Raw genomic sequence first — 18,585 nt, forward strand, 5'->3', positions numbered from 1 at the left:
AACCCGGCAGAATTGCTTCTACCGGGTTCTCATCATCAGAGTGAAAGCTGATTAGATGGTCTTTGCGAAGGCAACAGCCGTGTCGGACATACGGTTGGAGAAACCCCACTCGTTGTCGTACCAGGTCAGGATGCGGACGAACTTGCCTTCCAGAACCTTGGTCTGGTCGATTGCGAAGATCGAGGAGTGGCTGTCGTGGTTGAAGTCACGCGAAACCAGCGGCTCTTCGGTGTAGCCGAGGATGCCCTTCAGGGCGCCATTGGAGGCTGCCTTGATGGCTTCGTTGATTTCTGCAGCTGTCGTGTCACGCTTTGCAACGAACTTGAAGTCGACAACCGAAACGTTTGGTGTCGGAACGCGGATCGACGTACCGTCCAGCTTGCCCTTGAGGTGAGGCAGCACGAGGCCAACAGCCTTGGCAGCACCGGTCGAGGTCGGGATCATGGACAGGGCAGCAGCGCGAGCGCGGTACAGGTCCTTGTGCATGGTGTCCAGCGTTGGCTGGTCGCCCGTGTAAGAGTGGATGGTGGTCATGAAGCCATGGTCGATACCAACGGCGTCATCGAGAACCTTCACGACTGGCACGAGGCAGTTCGTGGTGCATGACGCGTTGGAAATGACCAGGTGGTCCTTGGTCAACTGGTCATGGTTGACGCCGAATACGACGGTCAGGTCAGCACCTTCAGCAGGGGCCGAAACGATAACGCGCTTTGCGCCAGCTGTCAGGTGAGCAGCAGCCTTGTCGCGTGCAACGAAAATGCCTGTGCATTCCAGAGCGATGTCGACGCCGAGTTCCTTGTGCGGCAACTGGGCTGGGTCACGAACTGCGGTAACCTTGATTGGCTTGCCACCGGCAACGGTGATGGTGTCGCCTTCGACCTTTACCTCGGCTGGGAACTTGCCGTGGATCGAATCGTAACGCAGCAGGTGCGCGTTGGTCTCTACTGGTCCAAGGTCGTTAATTGCGACAACTTCAATGTCAGTGCGGCCGGATTCAACGATAGCGCGAAGGACATTACGGCCGATACGGCCAAAGCCGTTAATGGCTACTTTTACAGTCATTTACATACTCCCGATCAAAAAATGCTTGTAGTGGGAAATAGTGAGGGCTTGGGGCCCTCACGCTAGCTTTGCTTCGGCTGCAGCAACAACGGCTTCCACCGTGATGCCGAAATGCTTGAAGAGATCCTTGGCCGGTGCGGATGCGCCGAAGGAGTTCATGCCGACAAATGCGCCATCCGAACCGATGAAGTAATCCCAGCCCTGACGGATTGCAGCTTCGACGGCAATCTTGACAGGTGCCTTGCCGATCACTGAGTTGCGGTAGGTTTCTGGCTGCTCAGCGAACAACTCAAAGCAAGGAACCGAAACAACGCGGGTGGAAACACCCTTCTGCTTCAATGTTTCTGCGGCCTTGAGTGCCAGTTCGACTTCAGAACCGGACGCGAAGATCGAAACCTTGGCGTCGCTTGCGGAAACCAGTTCATAGGCACCGTAAGCGCAAAGGTTCTTTTCTTCATATTCCTTGCGGGCTGGCGTCAGGTTCTGACGGGTCAGCGCAAGTGCCGATGGGCGGTCTTTATGCTCCAGAGCAATCTGCCAGCATTCCGCGGTTTCGGTTTCATCCGCAGGGCGGAAGACCAGCAGGTTTGGAATGGCGCGCAGTGCTGCAACATGTTCGACCGGCTGGTGGGTTGGACCGTCTTCGCCAACACCGATGGAATCATGTGTCAGAACGTGAACGACGCGGATGCCCATGAGAGCAGCAAGACGAATGGACGGACGGCAATAATCCGAGAAGATCAGGAAGCCGCCGGAGTAAGGAATGAGACCGCCGTGAAGGGCGATACCGTTCATGGCAGCAGCCATACCGTGTTCGCGGATACCGTAGTGCATGTAACGGCCCGAGAAGTCCGAAGGCGTGATGGACTTCATCTGGCTGGTCTTGGTGTTGTTCGACGGCGTCAGGTCGGCAGAGCCGCCCAGCGTTTCGGCCAGGATGCCGTTAATGACTTCAAGAGCGTCTTCCGAAGCCTTACGGGTCGCAACAGTTGGGTTGTTCTCGGCGACCTTCTTCTTGAAGGCGTCGATGGCGCTGTTGAAGTTGCCCGGCAGGTCGCCCGCGAAACGGCGAGTGAATTCAGCCTTCTTGGCATTTTCAGTGGCGGAAAGGCGACCTTCCCATTCCTGGCGTGCCTTGGTGGAGCGCAGGCCGGTGAGGCGCCATGCATCCAGAACATCTTCCGGCACGACAAACGCTTCAGCTTCCCAGTTGAGGTGCTTGCGGGCAGCGGCGATTTCTTCAGCTCCCAGCGGGTTGCCGTGGACCTTGTGTGTGCCCTGCTTGTTCGGCGCGCCAAAACCGATCACGGTCTTGCAGGCGATGAAGGTCGGACGGTCCGACTTCTGGGCAGCTTCAATGGCCGCGGCAATCGCGTCTGGATCATGACCGTCGATTTCGATGGTGTTCCAGTGAACGGATTTAAAGCGTGCGATCTGGTCTGTGGAATCAGACAGGCCAACTTCACCGTCGATGGTGATGTTGTTGTTGTCCCAGAACAGGACCAGCTTGTTCAGCTTCAAGTGGCCAGCAAGAGCGATGGCTTCGTGGCTGATGCCTTCCATAAGGCAACCATCACCGCACAGGGCGTAGGTGAAGTGGCTCTGCAGGTCGGTGCCGAATTCCTGCTCGAGCTTCTTTTCGGCGATTGCCATACCAACGGCGTTGGCAATGCCCTGGCCGAGCGGGCCGGTGGTGGTTTCGATGCCGGTGGCATGACCATATTCCGGGTGACCGGCGGTCTTGGAGCCCAACTGGCGGAAACGCTTGATCTCATCGATCGTCATGTCTTCGTAGCCTGTCAGGTACAACAGGGCGTACAGCAACATGGAGCCATGACCGGCAGACAGCACGAAGCGGTCGCGATCTGGCCACAAAGGATTTTTGGGATCGAATTTCAAATAACGGCTGAACAGGACCGTTGCTACGTCTGCGGCTCCCATCGGCAGGCCGGGGTGGCCGGAATTGGCCTTTTCCACAGCATCCATGGCAAGGAAGCGGATCGCATTCGCCATCCGGTTATGTTTGTCGCGAGAGATCATGGCTTTTCCGCTTTGTTTCGGGTGAAAGGTGATAGTTTCGAGATACTATCCAGAAAGCGGCTGATCCATAGCAGGTGGTACAGCCAAGTCAATAAAAGCACGCGCGTTTGCCGTCGTCGATGCTATAAAAAAACACTGTGCTTTAGACTTGAGCGTGATTGACGATTGGCAGGGCGGCATAAATCTCCGTCCACAGGCTATATTATAGCATTATCCCACGTTTGATTGACGTGCTTGTTACTCTGGGAATATCGTATCCTGGCTGAAGAGGACGCAATCGGACGATTCGTCGCGGCTGCGTCAAACCGGATAAGAAAATGGCGGCGGACAAGACACTACAACTGGCGCTGTCGGAGCTTGGCTCCGCGATTACAGGCCTTGAAAACGCAATCGACATGCGTATCGAGCGTCAACGTGAGCAGGGCGATATCGATAGCGAAGTGCGCCGTGTACACACGGATCGCTCTCGGCTGGCTCAAGAACTGGACCAATCCGAGTTCCGTGCCAATAGGCTCGAGGAAGTCAATCGCGAAGTGTCGCGTCGATTGGTGACGGCGATGGAAACCATACGTGCGGTTCTGGATCGCTGAGGTAAAAAGGTAATCGAATGGCGCAAGTGACCGTTATGATCGATGGCAAGGCCTATCGCATGGCCTGCGAAGAAGGGCAGGAGGGTCATTTGACCGAACTCGCCTCGCGGTTCGATCAATATGTTGGCCATTTGAAGAACCAGTTTGGCGAAATTGGCGATCTGCGCCTGACCGTGATGGCTGGCATCATGGTGACGGACGAGTTGTCGGAAGTGAACCGCAAACTGGCATCGCTGCAGGAGCAGGTCGATAACCTCAAGCAACACCGCGATGGTGCTGCAGAAAACCGCGCCCAGACCGATGCCTTGCTGGTGCAGGCCATTGGCGATCTGACGTCGCGGCTTAACGGTGTTACCGAAAAACTGTTGTCGCGGCCAAAGCCGCAGGCCCAGCCGAACTGATCCGCAGACAATTTTCCGTGCCTCAATTACGTCTGCCTCTGGCAAAGCGATTTGATACACTCTATATCTGATGTGCGGTCTGCGCTTCTCGACAGGAATCACAATCCCTGGGGCCATACTCGATCCAAAGGGAGCTGTCCCTGACCAGTCCCGTGGGACTGGACACACGGCGCCCACCTACGTTTGTAGGCACCCAGGATCGTAAACCTCCATCGGTCGCCGTGGATCGCGCTTCACTCCTCTCTCAGTGATGTTTGCTACAGTCGTCGCTTGGCGGCGCAAGACCGTTTTCGGTCCTTCATCTTCGGCTCTTTCCGGGATGTTGATGCTTTGATGGCGCGATACCTGTTCAGGCATTTGGATCAATCGCCTGTTGCGGCGTCTTTCCCACAGGTTGCGAACGATAAATATTATCGTCAATGTAGAAATAATCATGAGTTTACGCTGATATTTTATATTGGCGGTCATTGCATTGATAATTTTATTCCTTATTATCCGACATGGCGTATCCGTTTAATCCCCTAGGGTTTCTGCTGTTTCCAGCCGTGATGCGACGTTCAACAGCCCAAAGAGCTAAACTTGTTTACTGAAATTATTATCGTGGTTCTGCTCACCGTCCTGAACGGTGTGCTTGCCATGTCAGAACTCGCCGTGGTTTCCTCCAGACCGGCGAGGCTGAAGGTGCTTGCCGCTCAGGGTAGTAAGGGAGCCGCAATCGCCATTAGTCTGTCGGAAAATCCCGGCCGATTTCTTTCCACGGTACAGATCGGTATTACCCTTGTCGGTATTCTGTCCGGTGCCTTCTCTGGTGCAACACTAGGTGCGCGCTTTACCGCCTGGTTGTTGGCACAGGGCGTTTCCGACAGGCTCGCCGATGCGCTTGGTGTTGGTACTGTCGTTGTTGCCATTACCTATCTTTCGCTGATTGTTGGTGAGTTGGTGCCCAAGCAGATCGCTTTGCGCGACCCGGAGCGGGTTGCAGCACGCGTCGCTCCGGCCATGATGCTGCTGTCCAAAATCGGTGCGCCGCTGGTTTGGCTGCTGGACAAGTCCGGCAAGCTGATCCTCGGCCTGCTGGGTCATAGCGGCGATACTGGCGCATCTGTCACCGATGATGAAATCCGTACTGTTCTTGCCGAAGCCCACAGTGCCGGTGTTATCGAAACCGAGGAATCGGCGATGATATCGGGTGTTATGCGACTGGCGGACCGTAACGCCCGTGGTCTGATGACACCACGTCGCGATGTCGAGGTTATCGACATTGAAGACACCGCTGAGGAAATTCGTGAGCAGCTTCGCAGCACGCAGAGATCCCGTCTGCCGGTCCGTAACGGCTCGTCGGATGAAATCCTTGGCGTGCTGTTTGTTAAAGACGCGTTCGACGCTTTTGCATCCGGCAAAGAACTCAATGTTCGTGAAGCGATGCGTGAAGTTCCCGTCGTCTCCGACCTGACGAGTGCTGTTGATGTCATCCAGTCGCTGCGCCGCTCCACGGTGCATATGGTGCTGGTCTATGACGAATACGGCCATTTCGAAGGTATCATCAGTTCCGGTGACATTCTTGAAGCCATCACAGGTGCGTTTCAGGAAGAGGACGACGAAGAGCCTGCAATGGTTGAACGTGAAGATGGATCCTTCCTCGTTGCCGGCTGGATGCCTGCCGACGAGTTTGCCGATCTCATGGGCTTCCAGATTGATGACGATGCCGAGTTTGAGACCGTTGCCGGTCTAGTGCTGGGCGAATTCCGTCGTCTGCCGCAATTGGGTGAGCACGTCACCCGCAACGGCTGGCGCTTTGAAGTTATCGACCTTGATGGTCATCGTATCGATAAGGTGCTCGTGAGCCGGGCTGCCTGATGTCCGGCGATCCACTGGTAAAAGCAAGGCTGCGCGGCGAAAGACTTGCCACGCGCGATGCGCTTGGAAAAGATGAGCGCGTTGAGAAAAGCCTTTTGATTGCCAGGCACGGCCTGGCCGGGCTTGCTTTCAAGCCCGGTGCGATCATTTCAGGGTTTTTGCCAATCCGTTCCGAAGTCGACCTTTTACCGCTGCTGACTGCATTGGCAAAAAAGGATGTTCGACTGTGTCTGCCAGTGGTTCTGGATCGCCAGACTATCGTGTTTCGTGAATTTCATCCCGACATTCCGCTCGTTGATACCGGTTTCGGCACGCGTGGGCCGGGGGAAAATTCTGTTGTGCTGGATCCGGATATTCTTCTGGTGCCGCTTGCGGTTTTTGACGGTCAGGGCAATCGCATTGGCTATGGTGCTGGTCATTATGACCGTGCCATCGATAAATTGCACAAAAAAGGCCTGAATCCCGTGCTCGTGGGCGTTGCATTTGCCTGCCAGGAAGTGCCATCAGTGCCAGCGGAGCCGCATGATGTGCGCCTTCATGCCGTTCTGACTGAAAACGGCTTCCGATATTTCGAGTAGTGGATGTTTGCATGCGGCTTTTGTTTTTGGGTGACATGGTTGGAAAAACAGGTCGGACAGCGGTTTGGGACCGACTGCCGGGTTTGGTTTCTGATCTGAAGCTCGATTTTGTGATCGTGAATGGTGAGAATGCGGCCGGTGGTTTCGGTATCACCGAGGATATCTACCTCGAAACGATCAATGCCGGTGCCGATGTGGTGACAACCGGAAATCACGTCTGGGACCAAAAGGAAGCCGTATCTTTCTGTGAGCGCCATGACCAGTTTTTGCGCCCGGCAAATTATCCTGATGGCACACCAGGTAAAGGTTCCGGAATTTTTTATGCTCGCAATGGCGCGCGCGTGCTGGTGGCCAATATTATGGGGCGCGTTTTCATGCACCCTGAATTGGATGACCCCTTCAAGTCAGCAGAAAACATTCTGGCTGCCTGCCCGCTGAAAGAGCAGGCGGATGCCATTATCTTCGACTTCCATGCCGAAGCGACCAGTGAAAAGCAGTGCTTCGGACATTTCGTCGATGGCCGTGCCAGCTTCGTGGTTGGAACGCATACGCATGTTCCGACTGCTGACGCGCAGATCCTGAATGGCGGAACAGCCTATATGTCGGATGCCGGCATGTGCGGTGACTACGATTCCTCGCTTGGCATGGAAAAAGAAGAGCCGATCAACCGGTTCATTTCCAAGATGCCAAAGGGTCGTTTTGAGGCGGCGAGTGGGCCTGCCACGATTTGCGGCGTTGGTGTGGAAATCTCAGACAGTACAGGTCTGGCTGAAAAGATTGCACCTCTGCGTCTCGGACCACGTTTGGCAGAAACCATTCCGTCCTTCTGGGCCTGATCCTCTAAACGTCGATAGCATTTGCAATAGCGTCTCGATGACGAGATTGTGAAAGGCAGTTCTGGCTTGCCGCTGGACGGTTTGCCTGTTCTGCCGCATCTTTCTGACGGGAAACCAGTTCAGGAGAGCGGCATGATGCTGCGCGTGCTTTTAAGTGCATTCACCGGACTTCTGTCAGTGGCGGGACCATCATTCGCCCAACAGGCAGCAAGATTACCTGTCAGCCAATGTCAGGCAATCGCACAGAACATTCCTGGCGTGACCTTCGCCAGCTTCAAACTTCCAGACGTGAAACTTGTGCAACAGTCGGCCAAGGAAGAGGTGAAAATCACCTTTATCGGCCATTCGACCTATGAAATTGAGACACCGGCCGGTGTGCGGATCGCAACCGATTATAACGGGGTCTATAGGCCGCAGCGTACGCCAACCGTTGCGACGATGAACCGTGCCCACACCACCCATTACACACTGAAACCGGACCCGGGCATTGAATATGTCCTGCATGGCTGGAGCGATAAGGCGGGTGAAAAGGCTGAACATCAGGTGATGGTGGATGACGTTTATATCAGAAACGTCACGACGGATATTCGCAGCGGTTGGGCGGACTACGAGTCCTTTCAGAAGAACGGCAATTCGATCTTCATCTTTGAGGTTGCCGGCCTGTGCATCGGCCATCTTGGGCATCTGCACCATGAGCTAACCAACACACATTACGCCGAAATCGGCCGTCTCGATATTCTGATGGTGCCGGTGGACGGCGGTTTGACCATGGGCGCGGATAGTATGAGCCGGGTGGTCAAACGATTGCGTTCAGCGCTGATCCTGCCCATGCATCGCACTGGGCCACCGCTTGAACAGTTCGTCAGCATGTTCAGCGCGTCGTTTGATATTGCCTATGCAACGGATCCCGTCATTACGGTTTCCATGCGTTCGCTACCGAAAAAGCCGACCATACTTGTGCCTCAGGGTATGTGAGGAGATATGAAAAAGGCATGCAGGTCGGAAACCGCATGCCCTTGATTGATGTCGCTTGTCTGCGTCTTGTTATGCAAATGCGAGATGCTGGCGAACGCCGACATCCGGCATTTTGTTATCGGTCAAATTAGCCTTGGCGATTTCCCATCCGAATTTCAACGTGCTGTCGGTCGATGCCCAGATATCTGCGTCATCAATGTGCATGGCCAGCATGGTCAGTTCCGGGTCTTGCTTGCCGTGTTCATACCAGGCAGCGACAACAGAATTCCAATATTCGTCGATCTTGCCGAGATCCTTGCGCTGTTCAAGCTTCCCTGAAAGGCAGGCGTGGTAGTCGTGGTCTTTGCCAACGAGACAAAAATGCGCTCTCGAGCCCGGTTTAAGCTGGTTGACCAAATCCGTATTGGTTTTGGTAAAAAACCAGATCGTGTTTGTTTTCGGGTCGGCATGGGGTGCCATTGGCTGCATATGCGCGTGAAGACCTTCTAGGCCGAGCATGCCAGCATGAACGGAGTTGATCTCGTCCCACAGCTGTTGGGCCGGTGCCTCACGAGCTTCGCTAAGACTTACCATTCTGTTGTCCTTTCTGCCTTTTCCCAAATGGGCGTTAATGCCGCATTTTTTTGTTTCCGGTCAGAAAACGAACGAACATTGCGTTCCGTTCCAGTACGTGATGGCATTTCAGTTTGCCAACAGGCTTGAATGAAAGGCGCTTCACACTTATAAGGCCGCATTCCAAACAAATTATCGGATCAGGGGTGCCATGGCTGGCCATTCACAGTTCAAAAACATCATGCATCGCAAAGGAAAACAGGATTCGATTCGTTCGAAGATATTTTCCAAGCTCGCCCGTGAAATTACCGTCGCGGCCAAGACCGGTCTGCCAGATCCGACCATGAACGCTGCTTTGCGTCTGGCCGTTCAGAACGCCAAGGCCCAGTCGATGCCGAAAGACAACATCGACCGCGCCATCAAAAAGGCATCGGGCGCTGATGCTGAGAACTACGATTATGTTCGCTACGAAGGTTACGGTCCAGGCGGCACGGCTGTCATTGTTGAAGCTCTGACGGACAATCGTAACCGCACGGCATCGAATGTTCGTTCGATCTTCACCAAGGCTGGCGGCGCGCTCGGCGAAACCGGTTCGGTGTCCTTCTCCTTCGACCGCGTTGGCGAAATCACCTACAAGGCATCGGTTGGCGATGCTGACAAGGTAATGGAAGCTGCTATCGAAGCTGGCGCTGACGATGTGGAAACCACGGAAGATGGTCACACGATCATCTGCGGTTTTGAAGCGATGAACGAAGTTTCCAAGGCGCTGGAAGGCGTGCTCGGCGAAGCTGAAAGCGTCAAGTCAATCTGGAAGCCACAGAACACGGTTCCTGTTGACGAAGACAAGGCCGAGTCGTTGATGAAGCTTATCGGCAACCTTGAAGACGATGATGATGTTCAAAGCGTTTATTCGAACTTCGAAGTGTCAGAAGAAATTCTGGCCAAGCTGTCGGCCTGATTTTTCCGCCATCAGAGTTTTTTTAAAAAAAGCCCCGGTTCGACCGGGGCTTTTTTGGTTTTATCAGGATTTAGAGAACAGGCCGTCCAGCCCGGCGAACACTTCGATCGATCGCAGTCGGGCATCCACATCGTGGATTGGTGTCGAGATAATCAATTCATCGGCAGCGGTCACCCGAAGGAATTCTTCAAGCTGACGGTGGACAGTTTGCGGCGAGCCGACCATTGCATATTGCAACGTGTGATCGACATTGATGCGCTCCATTTCATTCCACAACTCATCCATATCGGCCACTGGCCTTGGGAAACGTTTGCGTACATTACGGCGCAGATTGATGAATTGCTGTTGCGCCGAGGTGAAGTGATATTTCGCCTCTTCATCAGTATCGGCCGCAGATGCCATGACACCCACCATGACATAGGGTTTGTCGAGTGTTGCCGATGGCTGGAAGCGTTCACGATAAATGGCAATTGCGTCCATCAACATGTCAGGCGCAAAGTGTGACGCGAAGGAATAGGGCAGGCCGAGGGCCGCCGCCAAATGGGCGCTGTAGAGGCTGGAGCCCAGAAGCCAGATCGGCACGTTGGTATCGGTGCCCGGCACGGAAAAGATCGCCTGATCCTCGCGTTCTGGTCCAAGATAGCGCTGCAATTCAATGATGTCGTGCGGGAAGGTGTCTACGCCATTGTCCATGTTGCGACGCAGGGCACGCGCGGTGCGCATGTCGGTACCCGGTGCACGGCCAAGGCCCAGATCGACACGGTCGGGGTATAGCGCCGCTAGTGTGCCGAACTGTTCTGCAATGACCAGCGGCGAATGGTTTGGCAACATGATACCGCCAGACCCGATGCGGATGCGTGAGGTAGCAGCACCGACATGTGAGATAACCAGCGATGTTGCCGCGCTTGCGATACCTGGCATGCCGTGGTGTTCGGCCAGCCATATACGTTTGTAACCCAGTTCCTCAGCCTTGACGGCCAGATGACGGGAGTTGCGCAAGGCATCGCTTGCCGTTTCTCCCTCGCCGATGGGGGAAAGATCTAAAATTGAAAAGGGGATCATCGGCGGCTCCTGCATATGCGAATTGTTGTTGTGCAGGATGTAAGGTGCGTGGACACTATTGCCAGAGTGTGAAAGCGTAATTGTATGAAGGATCAAAAAAATTGGGGCTTCAATTGAAGCCCCAATCCGGTTTCTGATCAGAGCGGGGAACCCACTTTATCCGGCGCGTCGCAAATGTTGGCTGTGGTTGCCAGCGAATGCATCGGTCGAAGGTGCCAGCACGAATTGGCTGAGCTTGCTGTCCATTTCTCCGGCCTCCGCTGCAAGATTGTGAATGGCAGCTGTGGTTTCTTCCACCATAGCGGCATTCTGCTGCGTCATAGAATCAAGGCTGGAAACAGCCCGGTTGATTTCAAGCAGTGTGGTTGCCTCATCGCGGGTGGATTCCATGATGTCGTGGATACGGCTGTTGATTGTTTCAACATGGCTGCCGATGCCGGAAAGCGAATTGCTGGCCTGTTCCACCAGTGAAACACCGCTTGAGACTTCGTCGGTCGATTTCTTCAGGAGAGCCGTGATCTCCTTGGCTGCGGTGGCAGAGCGTTGCGCCAATTCACGCACCTCCTGGGCTACCACGGCAAAGCCTTTGCCTGCTTCGCCCGCACGGGCAGCTTCCACACCGGCATTCAGTGCGAGAAGGTTGGTTTGAAAGGCAATTTCATCGATCACACCGATGATCTGGTTGATCTGTCGTGACGAGGCCTGAATGGCTTCCATGGCCGCTATCGTCTGCCCCATGATCTTCCCGGAGGATTGCGTTTCGGCGTTGGCATCCTTGGCGATCTTGCTTGCCTGCTCGGCGCGCGCGATCTGGTGTTTGACGGCATCGGTAATGGCGTTGATGGCACTTGCCGTTTGCGTAATCGAAGCGGCCTGTCGTTCCGTGCGTTCGGCCAACTGGTCTGATCCAACACGCATTTCTTCTGAGCCGCTGCGCACAGCCTGCGAATTGCCACCGATTGAGTGCAAGGTGTCGCTGAGGGTTGCCAAAGCCTGATTGAAGTTCAGCCGCAGGCTTTCAAGCTCCTGTGGGAAGGGCTTTTCAATACGGTAGGAGAGGTCACACTTGGCAAGGCGGTCCAGCCCCTGATCAAGAGAGTGGACTACCATTTGCAATGTTGCGGCCTCAGCCTCACGTTCCACCAGGTTCTGCCTGCGGGTTTCCTCGGCTTCGGCACGGGTGCGGGACGTAGTGTCTTCCAATTCGCGCTGCTGAATCAGCTTTTCCCGAAAACTGCCGAGCGCCTTGGCCATGGTGCCGATTTCGTCTTTTCTGTCCTGCGCGGTGATTTCAGTTTGCAGGTTGCCATTGGCAACCTCGCGCGTGAGGTTGGCGAGTTTCGACAGCGGTGCAAACAGCCGTCTGGAGAACACGGCCGTGATCAGGCACATGGCGATCAGTACACATATGCCTATGACTGCCAAAGCGCTGGCAATAGAGAACGAGCCTGCATCCAGTTCGCTTTGCAGGATGCTTTCAACGGCAAGATAGGTCTGGCCATTAAACTCGATCGGCCGCGCATAGGCGTTGGCCTTGGCATTGCCGCGTTGGATTTCGGCGACCGTCATACTCTTTTCAGCCATTGCCTTTGACTGGAAGGTAAATGGTGCAGGATCGAGATTGGTCAGCTTGCCCTGATCAAGGCCGATTGCCGAACCGTCAGCAGACAAAACGGCAGACTGTTCAGAACTTGCCGGTGCAATACCCTTAGCAAGCAACTGTACGAAAACATCGCTGTGAACACGGAAAAGGACGACACCCTTGAAGGCTTCGAACTTCATGACTGGTACGGCAAAATAAATATCGGATTGACCGGTTGCCTGTTCTACCTTCCAGCCGGAGAAGCTGGAGGCTGCGATATCACCAACCGCTTTGCTGGCGTTTTCTGCCGCACGCGCAAAGGCGACCCCCAATCCGGTATCCTTCCAGGCCGCATCCGTGGTGTTTTCCGCGAAGGACGCGTCCTTTTTATAGGAGTAATAGACGGTGCCTGATGTGTCGGCAAAAAGGATATCGCTGAAAGGTGTGCCTTTCAGGTAGGTGGCAATGTCAGTCTGGGTTTTTTCGTGGGTGGAGTAATAAAAACCACTCGGATTTTCCGGTTTGATCAGCTTTTCGCGTTGATCCGCAGGGTTGGGATTTTCCGAGATGAATACCCGTTTCAATTCAGCCTTGGCATCTCCGGAGTTTTTCTGGACCGTTCCCCAGCCACTACGCATAGAAACCACAGCCATTTGCAGGGCTTCGATTTTTGCGATGGAATCGGCCTGGTTTTGCAGTTGCTCCAACCTCTCTTTCAGCATGTCGCCACGGAAGGTCAGCACACTTTCCATGGCGTTCTGGGCCTGCTCTTGTAGAACGCTACTGCTGCTTCGGTAAGCCAGCAGGGTCATGAGCGAGATGGAGACGAACATCAGTGCCAAAAAAATGACCAGCACTTTTGATGAGATTGAATGAAACCTGTTTAACATCAATACGAGCCTATGCCTGTCTGGAACAACCGCAGACCAACAGGCCACAGGGTTGCCAGTGCCAAGTGAAGTTTATGCTTCTTGTTTTATTTGGAACGACAGGCGGTGCCCGGAATTCCCCTCTATTTTTGATGCGCAGCATGCGGACAGGAATTTAAGTGTTGGTAAATGCTGCAGTGCAAATTTATCAATGTTGTCGTTTTGTTCACTTCTCGCTGGCAGGTATTTGTTGCTGACGATAGAGTGAGACCATGCAACAGACGATTCGCATCATAGGAATAGACCCCGGCCTTCGCCGCACGGGGTGGGGGATTATCGAAACACTGGGCAACAGCCTGCGTTTCGTCGCCTCTGGAACAGTGACATCTGACGGCGATATGGATCTGGCTTCGCGCCTTTGCCAGTTGCATGACGGACTTGCCGAGGTGGTGCATTCCTACACACCGGATGAGGCGGCGGTTGAACAGACCTTCGTCAACAAGGACGCTGTGGCGACGCTGAAACTGGGACAGGCGCGTGGTATTGCCATGCTCGTTCCGGCACGCGCCGGGTTGCCCGTCTCCGAATATGCGCCGAATGCCGTCAAGAAATCGGTGATAGGTGTCGGACATGGTGACAAACAGCAAATTCACATGATGCTGAAAATCCTGATGCCGAAAGCTGAGTTCAAGGGTAACGATGCGGCGGATGCGCTGGCCATTGCCATCTGCCACGCACATAATCGCGGTGGCGACCGCATGCGTCGCGCGCTGGCGGCGGGTTGATATTTTTCACTGTTTAAACGGGCGTTGTCATGATCGGTAAACTCAAGGGCACAATTGAAGAAATCGGCGATGACTATGTCCTCGTTGACGTGCATGGTGTCTGTTACGTCGCGCATTGTTCAGCGCGCACACTGTCCAGGCTTGGCTCGGTGGGTGAAGCCATTGTGCTGTTCATCGAGACCTATGTGCGCGAAGACCAGTTGAAACTGTTTGGCTTCATGTCTGCGCTGGAGCGGGAATGGTTCAACCTGCTGCAAAGCGTGCAGGGAGTGGGCTCCAAGGTGGCGCTTGCAGTGTTGTCGACGCTGTCACCTTCGGAACTGGCCAATGCCATTGCGCTGCAGGATAAGACCGTTGTGTCGCGTGCACCCGGCGTGGGACCAAAGGTTGCCATTCGCATCATGACCGAGCTTCGCAACAAGGCGCCTGCCTTTGCTGGTGAGGCATCCGGTTCGATTGGTCTGAAACAGGAACTGGGTGAGGGGGCAGCGCCTGCGCCGGTTGCCGATGCCGTATCGGCTTTGACCAATCTGGGCTATTCGCGCGATCAGGCTGCCAATGCGGTGGCGGCGGCGCTTAAAAATGGCGGTGAAGACGCCGACAGTGCCAAGCTTATTCGCCTCGGGTTGAAGGAACTGTCCCGGTAAGGCAAAAGAACAACATCAAAGGCATCTGTTTTGACCCGGTGCCGTCTATTCTCTGCAATGAAGATGGAATGCGCTGAATGAGCGATGCCACAAGACTGATATCGGCGGACAAGCGTGGCGAGGATATCGACACAACCTTACGCCCGCAATCGCTCGACGAGTTTACCGGGCAGGCAGAGGCGCGCGCCAATCTGAAGATCTTTATCGAGGCAGCCAAGAACCGTGGTGAGGCTTTGGACCACGTACTGTTCGTGGGACCACCCGGACTTGGCAAAACGACACTCGCCCAGATCATGGCCAAGGAACTGGGCGTCAATTTCCGTTCGACATCCGGTCCGGTGATCGCCAAGGCCGGAGATCTTGCCGCCTTGCTGACCAATCTGGAAGAACGCGACGTTCTGTTCATCGACGAAATTCACCGGTTGAACCCGGCCGTCGAAGAAATCCTTTACCCTGCGATGGAAGATTTTCAGCTCGATCTGATTATCGGTGAAGGGCCAGCTGCGCGTTCGGTCAAGATTGACCTGTCCAAGTTTACGCTCGTTGCCGCGACAACCCGACTTGGCCTGCTGACCACGCCATTGCGTGACCGCTTTGGCATTCCAGTCCGTCTGTCCTTTTATACGGTCGAAGAGCTGGAGCTGATCGTTCGCCGTGGTGCGCGACTGATGGGCCTCGGCATGACCGATGAAGGCGCGCGCGAAATTGCCCGTCGTGCACGTGGTACGCCACGTATTGCCGGCCGCTTGTTGCGGCGAGTGCGTGACTTTGCCGAGGTTGCCAAGGCGGAAGCCGTTACGCGGGAAATCGCAGATCAGGCACTGACCCGTCTTCTGGTTGACAATATGGGGCTCGACCAGCTCGACATGCGTTATCTGACGATGATTGCCGTCAACTTTGGTGGCGGTCCGGTGGGTATTGAAACTATTGCCGCCGGATTGTCAGAACCACGTGATGCGATTGAGGATATTATCGAGCCCTACATGATCCAGCAGGGGTTCATTCAGCGCACGCCACGCGGCCGCGTGTTGACGGCAACGGCATGGAAACATCTGGGGCTGCAGCCACCGAAGGATATGGAGGCGGCACAGTTCCGCCTGACACTGGAGGATGACTGAGGCTCGTTTGAAGGAGAGACCATGAACATTTACGATCCTGTCCGCGGCTTTCGTAAACTTGCCTTTAACAATGCGCTGGCCAATTACCGTCTACATCAGGCTTGTCGGCAATTGCAGCCGGGAGAATTTGAGGCGCCGCGGGTTTCCTTCTTCCCGTCCATTCGGTCGACACTCAATCACATCCTCGTTGTCGACCGATTTTATATCGATGCGTTGCAGGGTGGGAGTTTGGGCCCCGCTGCATGGGCTGACCCCGAACCCTACAAGAACATTGACGACTTGGCCATTGAGCAAGGCGCTTTGGACAAGGTTCTCATCACGCTTACTGATGATCTCACCGCTGAGGAGCTCTCCTCCGAGGTCCTCATTCACCGTCAGCAGCGTATTCAGCGTGAACGGTTTGACGACGTTTTGCAGCACGTCTTTCAACATCAGACGCATCATCGTGGCCAGGTGCATGCAATGTTGGCTGGTACAAGTGTTAAGCCGCCGCAACTGGATGAATTCATTGTTGCCGATGACGCGAAATTTCGTCAGGACGAGGTCGCAGCGCTCGGGCTGGATGAGAAACGGCTTATGCAGGCAGGATCATTTTTATGACACAAGACATGCGCATCCGCATGAAATTCAAACCAAGGCGTATTTTCCAGATGCGGATTGCCGGACTGGCTTTTCGCGATGGGCATGTGCTGGTGCACCGTGCGACACACGAGACATTTTGGACATTTCCCGGTGGTCGGGCTGAAGTGGGGGAAACATCTGCCGAGACGCTTGCCCGCGAAATGGTGGAAGAGCTGGGTGCTGAAGTCCAGGTCGGTCGCTTGCTCTGGGCCGTTGAAAACTTCTTCCATTATGAAGAAAAACATTGGCACGAACTCGGCTTTTATTACTTGATGGAACTGCCTGAGAGCTTTCCATTCCACCCCAGTGATATCATCCACCGGGTGCAAGATGGTAAAAACGAGCTGGAATTCCGCTGGGTGCCGGCGACGCGTGACGCCTTGAAAGCACTCGATATTCCTCCCTATTTCATTGCCGACGAAATCGAAGATCTTCCAACGACGGTCAAACATCTTGTGTGGCGGGATGGCGATCTGGATGTGGCCGGTCATCTCTGAAAGTCGTGTTCACAGAGTTTTGAATGGGGTTGGCATCACGCTTTCTTTCGTTCCAGCTGTTGTGGTATCTGCCGGTTTTCATCTGAAGCAATTAGTTTCCTAATCGGGACGGACGTCACATCATGAGCGACCAGCTTTTTTCACTTTCCGGTGAACTCATTGAACATGGCCACCGCTTGACGCAACGGGTCTATTACGAAGACACGGATTTCTCCGGTCTGGTCTATCATGCCAGATACCTGCATTTCCTTGAGCGCGGCCGCACCGACTATCTGCGGTGCCTGGGTTGCGAACAAAGCGCACTGCTGACGGCTGATGAAGAGGGTTTGGTTTTCGTCGTCCATCGTATGGAAATCGACTTCAAAACGCCGGCGCGAATGGATGACGTATTGACCATCATAACGCGCACCGAAAAGGCGGGCGGGGCGAAAATGGTGCTCACTCAGGAGATTTTGCGCGGCGAAACTCTGCTTGTCGCAGCCAAGGTTATTATTGCGGTGATCAACGCCAAAGGGCGGCCGAGGCGCCTGCCAGAGACCATCAGCGAGAAATTTCTCAAATAAACGTGATAAAAGCCAGCGTTCTTTTCTGATGGTAGCGAAAGTGTAACACTCTCTTAACCATAATGTAGTCTTACTTTCACGATCGCTATTTGTGCGCTGCACGCCTTCCTTTAACCAAATTTACAGGCAAGGAAGGCGCAATGGCAAATAACGGGGCTTGCGCAACGGGGTTAACGGTCAGGTGCCGTTCTTCGGCCATGAGCGCACACTTGAAACCGCCCGGTCTCGTGCCGGGCGTTTGGATTCGGGGATTGAGTATTTATGGAACAGGCAGGTTTGGCAGCAGCGACACATGACGTAAGTCTCTGGGCACTGTTCATGCAGGCGGGCTTCATCGTCAAGGTGGTCATGATTGGTCTTTTGGCTGCGTCCGTTTGGACGTGGGCAATCGTCATCGACAAATATGTGAGCTTCGGCAAGGCGAAGAAGCAGTTCGACCAGTTCGAACAGGTCTTCTGGTCCGGCCAGTCACTTGAAGAACTCTACAGAACGCTCGCAGAGCGCCAGAATGGTGGCCTTGCCGCTATTTTCGTCGCGGCGATGCGCGAATGGAAGAAATCCTTCGAACGTGGCGCGCGTTCACCCATCGGCCTTCAGATGCGTATTGACCGCGCAATGGACGTGACCATGGCCCGTGAAAGCGAACAGCTGGAATCAAAGCTCGGATCATTGGCGACCATCGGTTCTGCAGGTCCGTTCATCGGTCTGTTTGGTACGGTTGTTGGTATCATGACCTCGTTCCAGGCGATTGCCGGTTCCAAGTCCACCAACCTGGCTGTTGTTGCTCCCGGTATTGCCGAGGCGCTTTTGGCAACCGCGATCGGCCTTGTTGCCGCTATTCCTGCGGTTATCGCCTACAACAAGTTCACGGCGGATGCAGGTAAGCTTTCTGCACGTATGGAAGGTTTCGCGGACGAGTTTTCCGCCATCCTGTCCCGTCAGATTGATGAGAAACTGCAGCCCCGCCAGGCCGCACAGTAATCGCATACGGT

The 18,585-nt window shown here is 54.6% G+C and carries 19 protein-coding genes and 1 other RNA gene; 15 read left to right on the forward strand and 5 right to left on the reverse strand.

Features of this window, described 5'->3' with window-relative positions; genetic code table 11:
- Positions 1-51: 51 nt before the first annotated feature.
- Together gap and tkt are read right to left on the reverse strand one after the other, a co-directional pair.
- Complete coding sequence (gene gap / locus M2418_RS01200; protein ID WP_250982194.1) at positions 52-1,062, reverse strand: type I glyceraldehyde-3-phosphate dehydrogenase; 1,011 nt, start codon at positions 1,060-1,062, stop codon at positions 52-54.
- 57 nt (positions 1,063-1,119) lie between these two features.
- Entirely contained in the window at positions 1,120-3,102 is a 1,983-nt protein-coding gene (tkt, locus tag M2418_RS01205; RefSeq protein ID WP_259143127.1) for a transketolase, read from the reverse strand.
- Positions 3,103-3,419: 317 nt separating this feature from the next.
- Here tkt and M2418_RS01210 point away from each other — a divergent pair, with 317 nt between their 5' ends.
- From M2418_RS01210 to M2418_RS01240, 7 genes are all read left to right on the forward strand, one after another.
- Complete coding sequence (locus M2418_RS01210) at positions 3,420-3,692, forward strand: DUF4164 domain-containing protein (protein WP_192488130.1); 273 nt, start codon at positions 3,420-3,422, stop codon at positions 3,690-3,692.
- A 17-nt stretch (positions 3,693-3,709) separates the two neighbouring features.
- Complete coding sequence (locus M2418_RS01215; protein ID WP_192488131.1) at positions 3,710-4,093, forward strand: cell division protein ZapA; 384 nt, start codon at positions 3,710-3,712, stop codon at positions 4,091-4,093.
- A gap of 73 nt (positions 4,094-4,166) precedes the next feature.
- A non-coding RNA gene (ssrS, locus tag M2418_RS01220) (6S RNA) lies at positions 4,167-4,325 on the forward strand.
- A 362-nt stretch (positions 4,326-4,687) separates the two neighbouring features.
- Entirely contained in the window at positions 4,688-5,950 is a 1,263-nt protein-coding gene (locus M2418_RS01225; protein ID WP_192488835.1) for a hemolysin family protein, read from the forward strand.
- Positions 5,950-6,528 (forward strand): 5-formyltetrahydrofolate cyclo-ligase, encoded by a 579-nt coding sequence (locus tag M2418_RS01230; RefSeq protein ID WP_259143136.1) that lies wholly within the window; start codon positions 5,950-5,952, stop codon positions 6,526-6,528. Before M2418_RS01225 ends, M2418_RS01230 begins: the two co-directional genes overlap by 1 nt.
- An 11-nt stretch (positions 6,529-6,539) precedes the next feature.
- On the forward strand, positions 6,540-7,364 hold the full coding sequence (locus tag M2418_RS01235; protein ID WP_192488133.1) for a TIGR00282 family metallophosphoesterase: 825 nt from the start codon (positions 6,540-6,542) through the stop codon (positions 7,362-7,364).
- A gap of 132 nt (positions 7,365-7,496) precedes the next feature.
- Complete coding sequence (locus tag M2418_RS01240) at positions 7,497-8,339, forward strand: MBL fold metallo-hydrolase (RefSeq protein WP_259144736.1); 843 nt, start codon at positions 7,497-7,499, stop codon at positions 8,337-8,339.
- Positions 8,340-8,408: 69 nt separating this feature from the next.
- On the opposite strand, the gene M2418_RS01245 is transcribed toward M2418_RS01240, so the two are convergent.
- Entirely contained in the window at positions 8,409-8,912 is a 504-nt protein-coding gene (locus tag M2418_RS01245) for a pyridoxamine 5'-phosphate oxidase family protein (RefSeq protein ID WP_192488135.1), read from the reverse strand.
- A 190-nt stretch (positions 8,913-9,102) separates the two neighbouring features.
- On the opposite strand from M2418_RS01245, the gene M2418_RS01250 reads away from it, so the two are divergent.
- Positions 9,103-9,849, forward strand: a complete 747-nt coding sequence (locus M2418_RS01250; protein ID WP_250982188.1) for a YebC/PmpR family DNA-binding transcriptional regulator — start codon at positions 9,103-9,105, stop codon at positions 9,847-9,849.
- 63 nt (positions 9,850-9,912) lie between these two features.
- Here the strand turns inward: M2418_RS01250 and M2418_RS01255 are convergent, their stop codons facing one another.
- Positions 9,913-10,911 carry an LLM class flavin-dependent oxidoreductase gene (locus M2418_RS01255; RefSeq protein WP_259143158.1) on the reverse strand — a complete coding sequence of 333 codons (999 nt, stop codon included), beginning with the start codon at positions 10,909-10,911 and terminating at the stop codon, positions 9,913-9,915.
- A gap of 156 nt (positions 10,912-11,067) precedes the next feature.
- Entirely contained in the window at positions 11,068-13,383 is a 2,316-nt protein-coding gene (locus M2418_RS01260) for a methyl-accepting chemotaxis protein (protein ID WP_259143160.1), read from the reverse strand.
- Between the two features lie 251 nt (positions 13,384-13,634).
- Here M2418_RS01260 and ruvC point away from each other — a divergent pair, with 251 nt between their 5' ends.
- The 7 genes from ruvC to tolQ all read left to right on the forward strand — a co-directional run bounded on the left by ruvC (position 13,635) and on the right by tolQ (position 18,574).
- The gene (gene ruvC, locus M2418_RS01265; protein WP_192488139.1) at positions 13,635-14,147 is read left to right on the forward strand and encodes a crossover junction endodeoxyribonuclease RuvC; all 513 of its coding nucleotides are present in this window, start codon (positions 13,635-13,637) and stop codon (positions 14,145-14,147) included.
- A 29-nt stretch (positions 14,148-14,176) separates the two neighbouring features.
- Positions 14,177-14,794: a Holliday junction branch migration protein RuvA gene (gene ruvA, locus M2418_RS01270; RefSeq protein ID WP_259143167.1), complete on the forward strand. Its 618-nt coding sequence runs from the start codon at positions 14,177-14,179 to the stop codon at positions 14,792-14,794.
- Positions 14,795-14,871: 77 nt separating this feature from the next.
- Positions 14,872-15,912: a Holliday junction branch migration DNA helicase RuvB gene (gene ruvB / locus M2418_RS01275; protein WP_192488141.1), complete on the forward strand. Its 1,041-nt coding sequence runs from the start codon at positions 14,872-14,874 to the stop codon at positions 15,910-15,912.
- Positions 15,913-15,933: 21 nt separating this feature from the next.
- Complete coding sequence (locus M2418_RS01280) at positions 15,934-16,512, forward strand: DinB family protein (RefSeq protein ID WP_259143175.1); 579 nt, start codon at positions 15,934-15,936, stop codon at positions 16,510-16,512.
- Positions 16,509-17,030: an NUDIX hydrolase gene (locus M2418_RS01285; protein WP_259143177.1), complete on the forward strand. Its 522-nt coding sequence runs from the start codon at positions 16,509-16,511 to the stop codon at positions 17,028-17,030. The genes M2418_RS01280 and M2418_RS01285 overlap by 4 nt, the downstream gene beginning before the upstream one ends.
- Positions 17,031-17,152: 122 nt before the next feature.
- Positions 17,153-17,593 carry a tol-pal system-associated acyl-CoA thioesterase gene (ybgC, locus tag M2418_RS01290; protein WP_259143195.1) on the forward strand — a complete coding sequence of 147 codons (441 nt, stop codon included), beginning with the start codon at positions 17,153-17,155 and terminating at the stop codon, positions 17,591-17,593.
- A gap of 261 nt (positions 17,594-17,854) precedes the next feature.
- Entirely contained in the window at positions 17,855-18,574 is a 720-nt protein-coding gene (tolQ, locus tag M2418_RS01295; RefSeq protein WP_192488145.1) for a protein TolQ, read from the forward strand.
- The last annotated feature ends 11 nt before the right edge of the window (positions 18,575-18,585 follow it).

This window comes from Rhizobium sp. BIGb0125 (genome assembly GCF_024810055.1).
Lineage (GTDB): Bacteria > Pseudomonadota > Alphaproteobacteria > Rhizobiales > Rhizobiaceae > Agrobacterium.

Bases quoted from the DNA above. Each gene is read 5' to 3' on its own strand.
- gap (WP_250982194.1), bottom strand. From the start codon at position 1,062: ATGACTGTAAAAGTAGCCATTAACGGCTTTGGCCGTATCGGCCGTAAT.
- tkt (WP_259143127.1), bottom strand. From the start codon at position 3,102: ATGATCTCTCGCGACAAACATAACCGGATGGCGAATGCGATCCGCTTC.
- M2418_RS01210 (WP_192488130.1), top strand. From the start codon at position 3,420: ATGGCGGCGGACAAGACACTACAACTGGCGCTGTCGGAGCTTGGCTCC.
- M2418_RS01215 (WP_192488131.1), top strand. From the start codon at position 3,710: ATGGCGCAAGTGACCGTTATGATCGATGGCAAGGCCTATCGCATGGCC.
- M2418_RS01230 (WP_259143136.1), top strand. From the start codon at position 5,950: ATGTCCGGCGATCCACTGGTAAAAGCAAGGCTGCGCGGCGAAAGACTT.
- M2418_RS01235 (WP_192488133.1), top strand. From the start codon at position 6,540: ATGCGGCTTTTGTTTTTGGGTGACATGGTTGGAAAAACAGGTCGGACA.
- M2418_RS01240 (WP_259144736.1), top strand. From the start codon at position 7,497: ATGATGCTGCGCGTGCTTTTAAGTGCATTCACCGGACTTCTGTCAGTG.
- M2418_RS01245 (WP_192488135.1), bottom strand. From the start codon at position 8,912: ATGGTAAGTCTTAGCGAAGCTCGTGAGGCACCGGCCCAACAGCTGTGG.
- M2418_RS01250 (WP_250982188.1), top strand. From the start codon at position 9,103: ATGGCTGGCCATTCACAGTTCAAAAACATCATGCATCGCAAAGGAAAA.
- M2418_RS01255 (WP_259143158.1), bottom strand. From the start codon at position 10,911: ATGATCCCCTTTTCAATTTTAGATCTTTCCCCCATCGGCGAGGGAGAA.
- M2418_RS01260 (WP_259143160.1), bottom strand. From the start codon at position 13,383: ATGTTAAACAGGTTTCATTCAATCTCATCAAAAGTGCTGGTCATTTTT.
- ruvC (WP_192488139.1), top strand. From the start codon at position 13,635: ATGCAACAGACGATTCGCATCATAGGAATAGACCCCGGCCTTCGCCGC.
- ruvA (WP_259143167.1), top strand. From the start codon at position 14,177: ATGATCGGTAAACTCAAGGGCACAATTGAAGAAATCGGCGATGACTAT.
- ruvB (WP_192488141.1), top strand. From the start codon at position 14,872: ATGAGCGATGCCACAAGACTGATATCGGCGGACAAGCGTGGCGAGGAT.
- M2418_RS01280 (WP_259143175.1), top strand. From the start codon at position 15,934: ATGAACATTTACGATCCTGTCCGCGGCTTTCGTAAACTTGCCTTTAAC.
- M2418_RS01285 (WP_259143177.1), top strand. From the start codon at position 16,509: ATGACACAAGACATGCGCATCCGCATGAAATTCAAACCAAGGCGTATT.
- ybgC (WP_259143195.1), top strand. From the start codon at position 17,153: ATGAGCGACCAGCTTTTTTCACTTTCCGGTGAACTCATTGAACATGGC.
- tolQ (WP_192488145.1), top strand. From the start codon at position 17,855: ATGGAACAGGCAGGTTTGGCAGCAGCGACACATGACGTAAGTCTCTGG.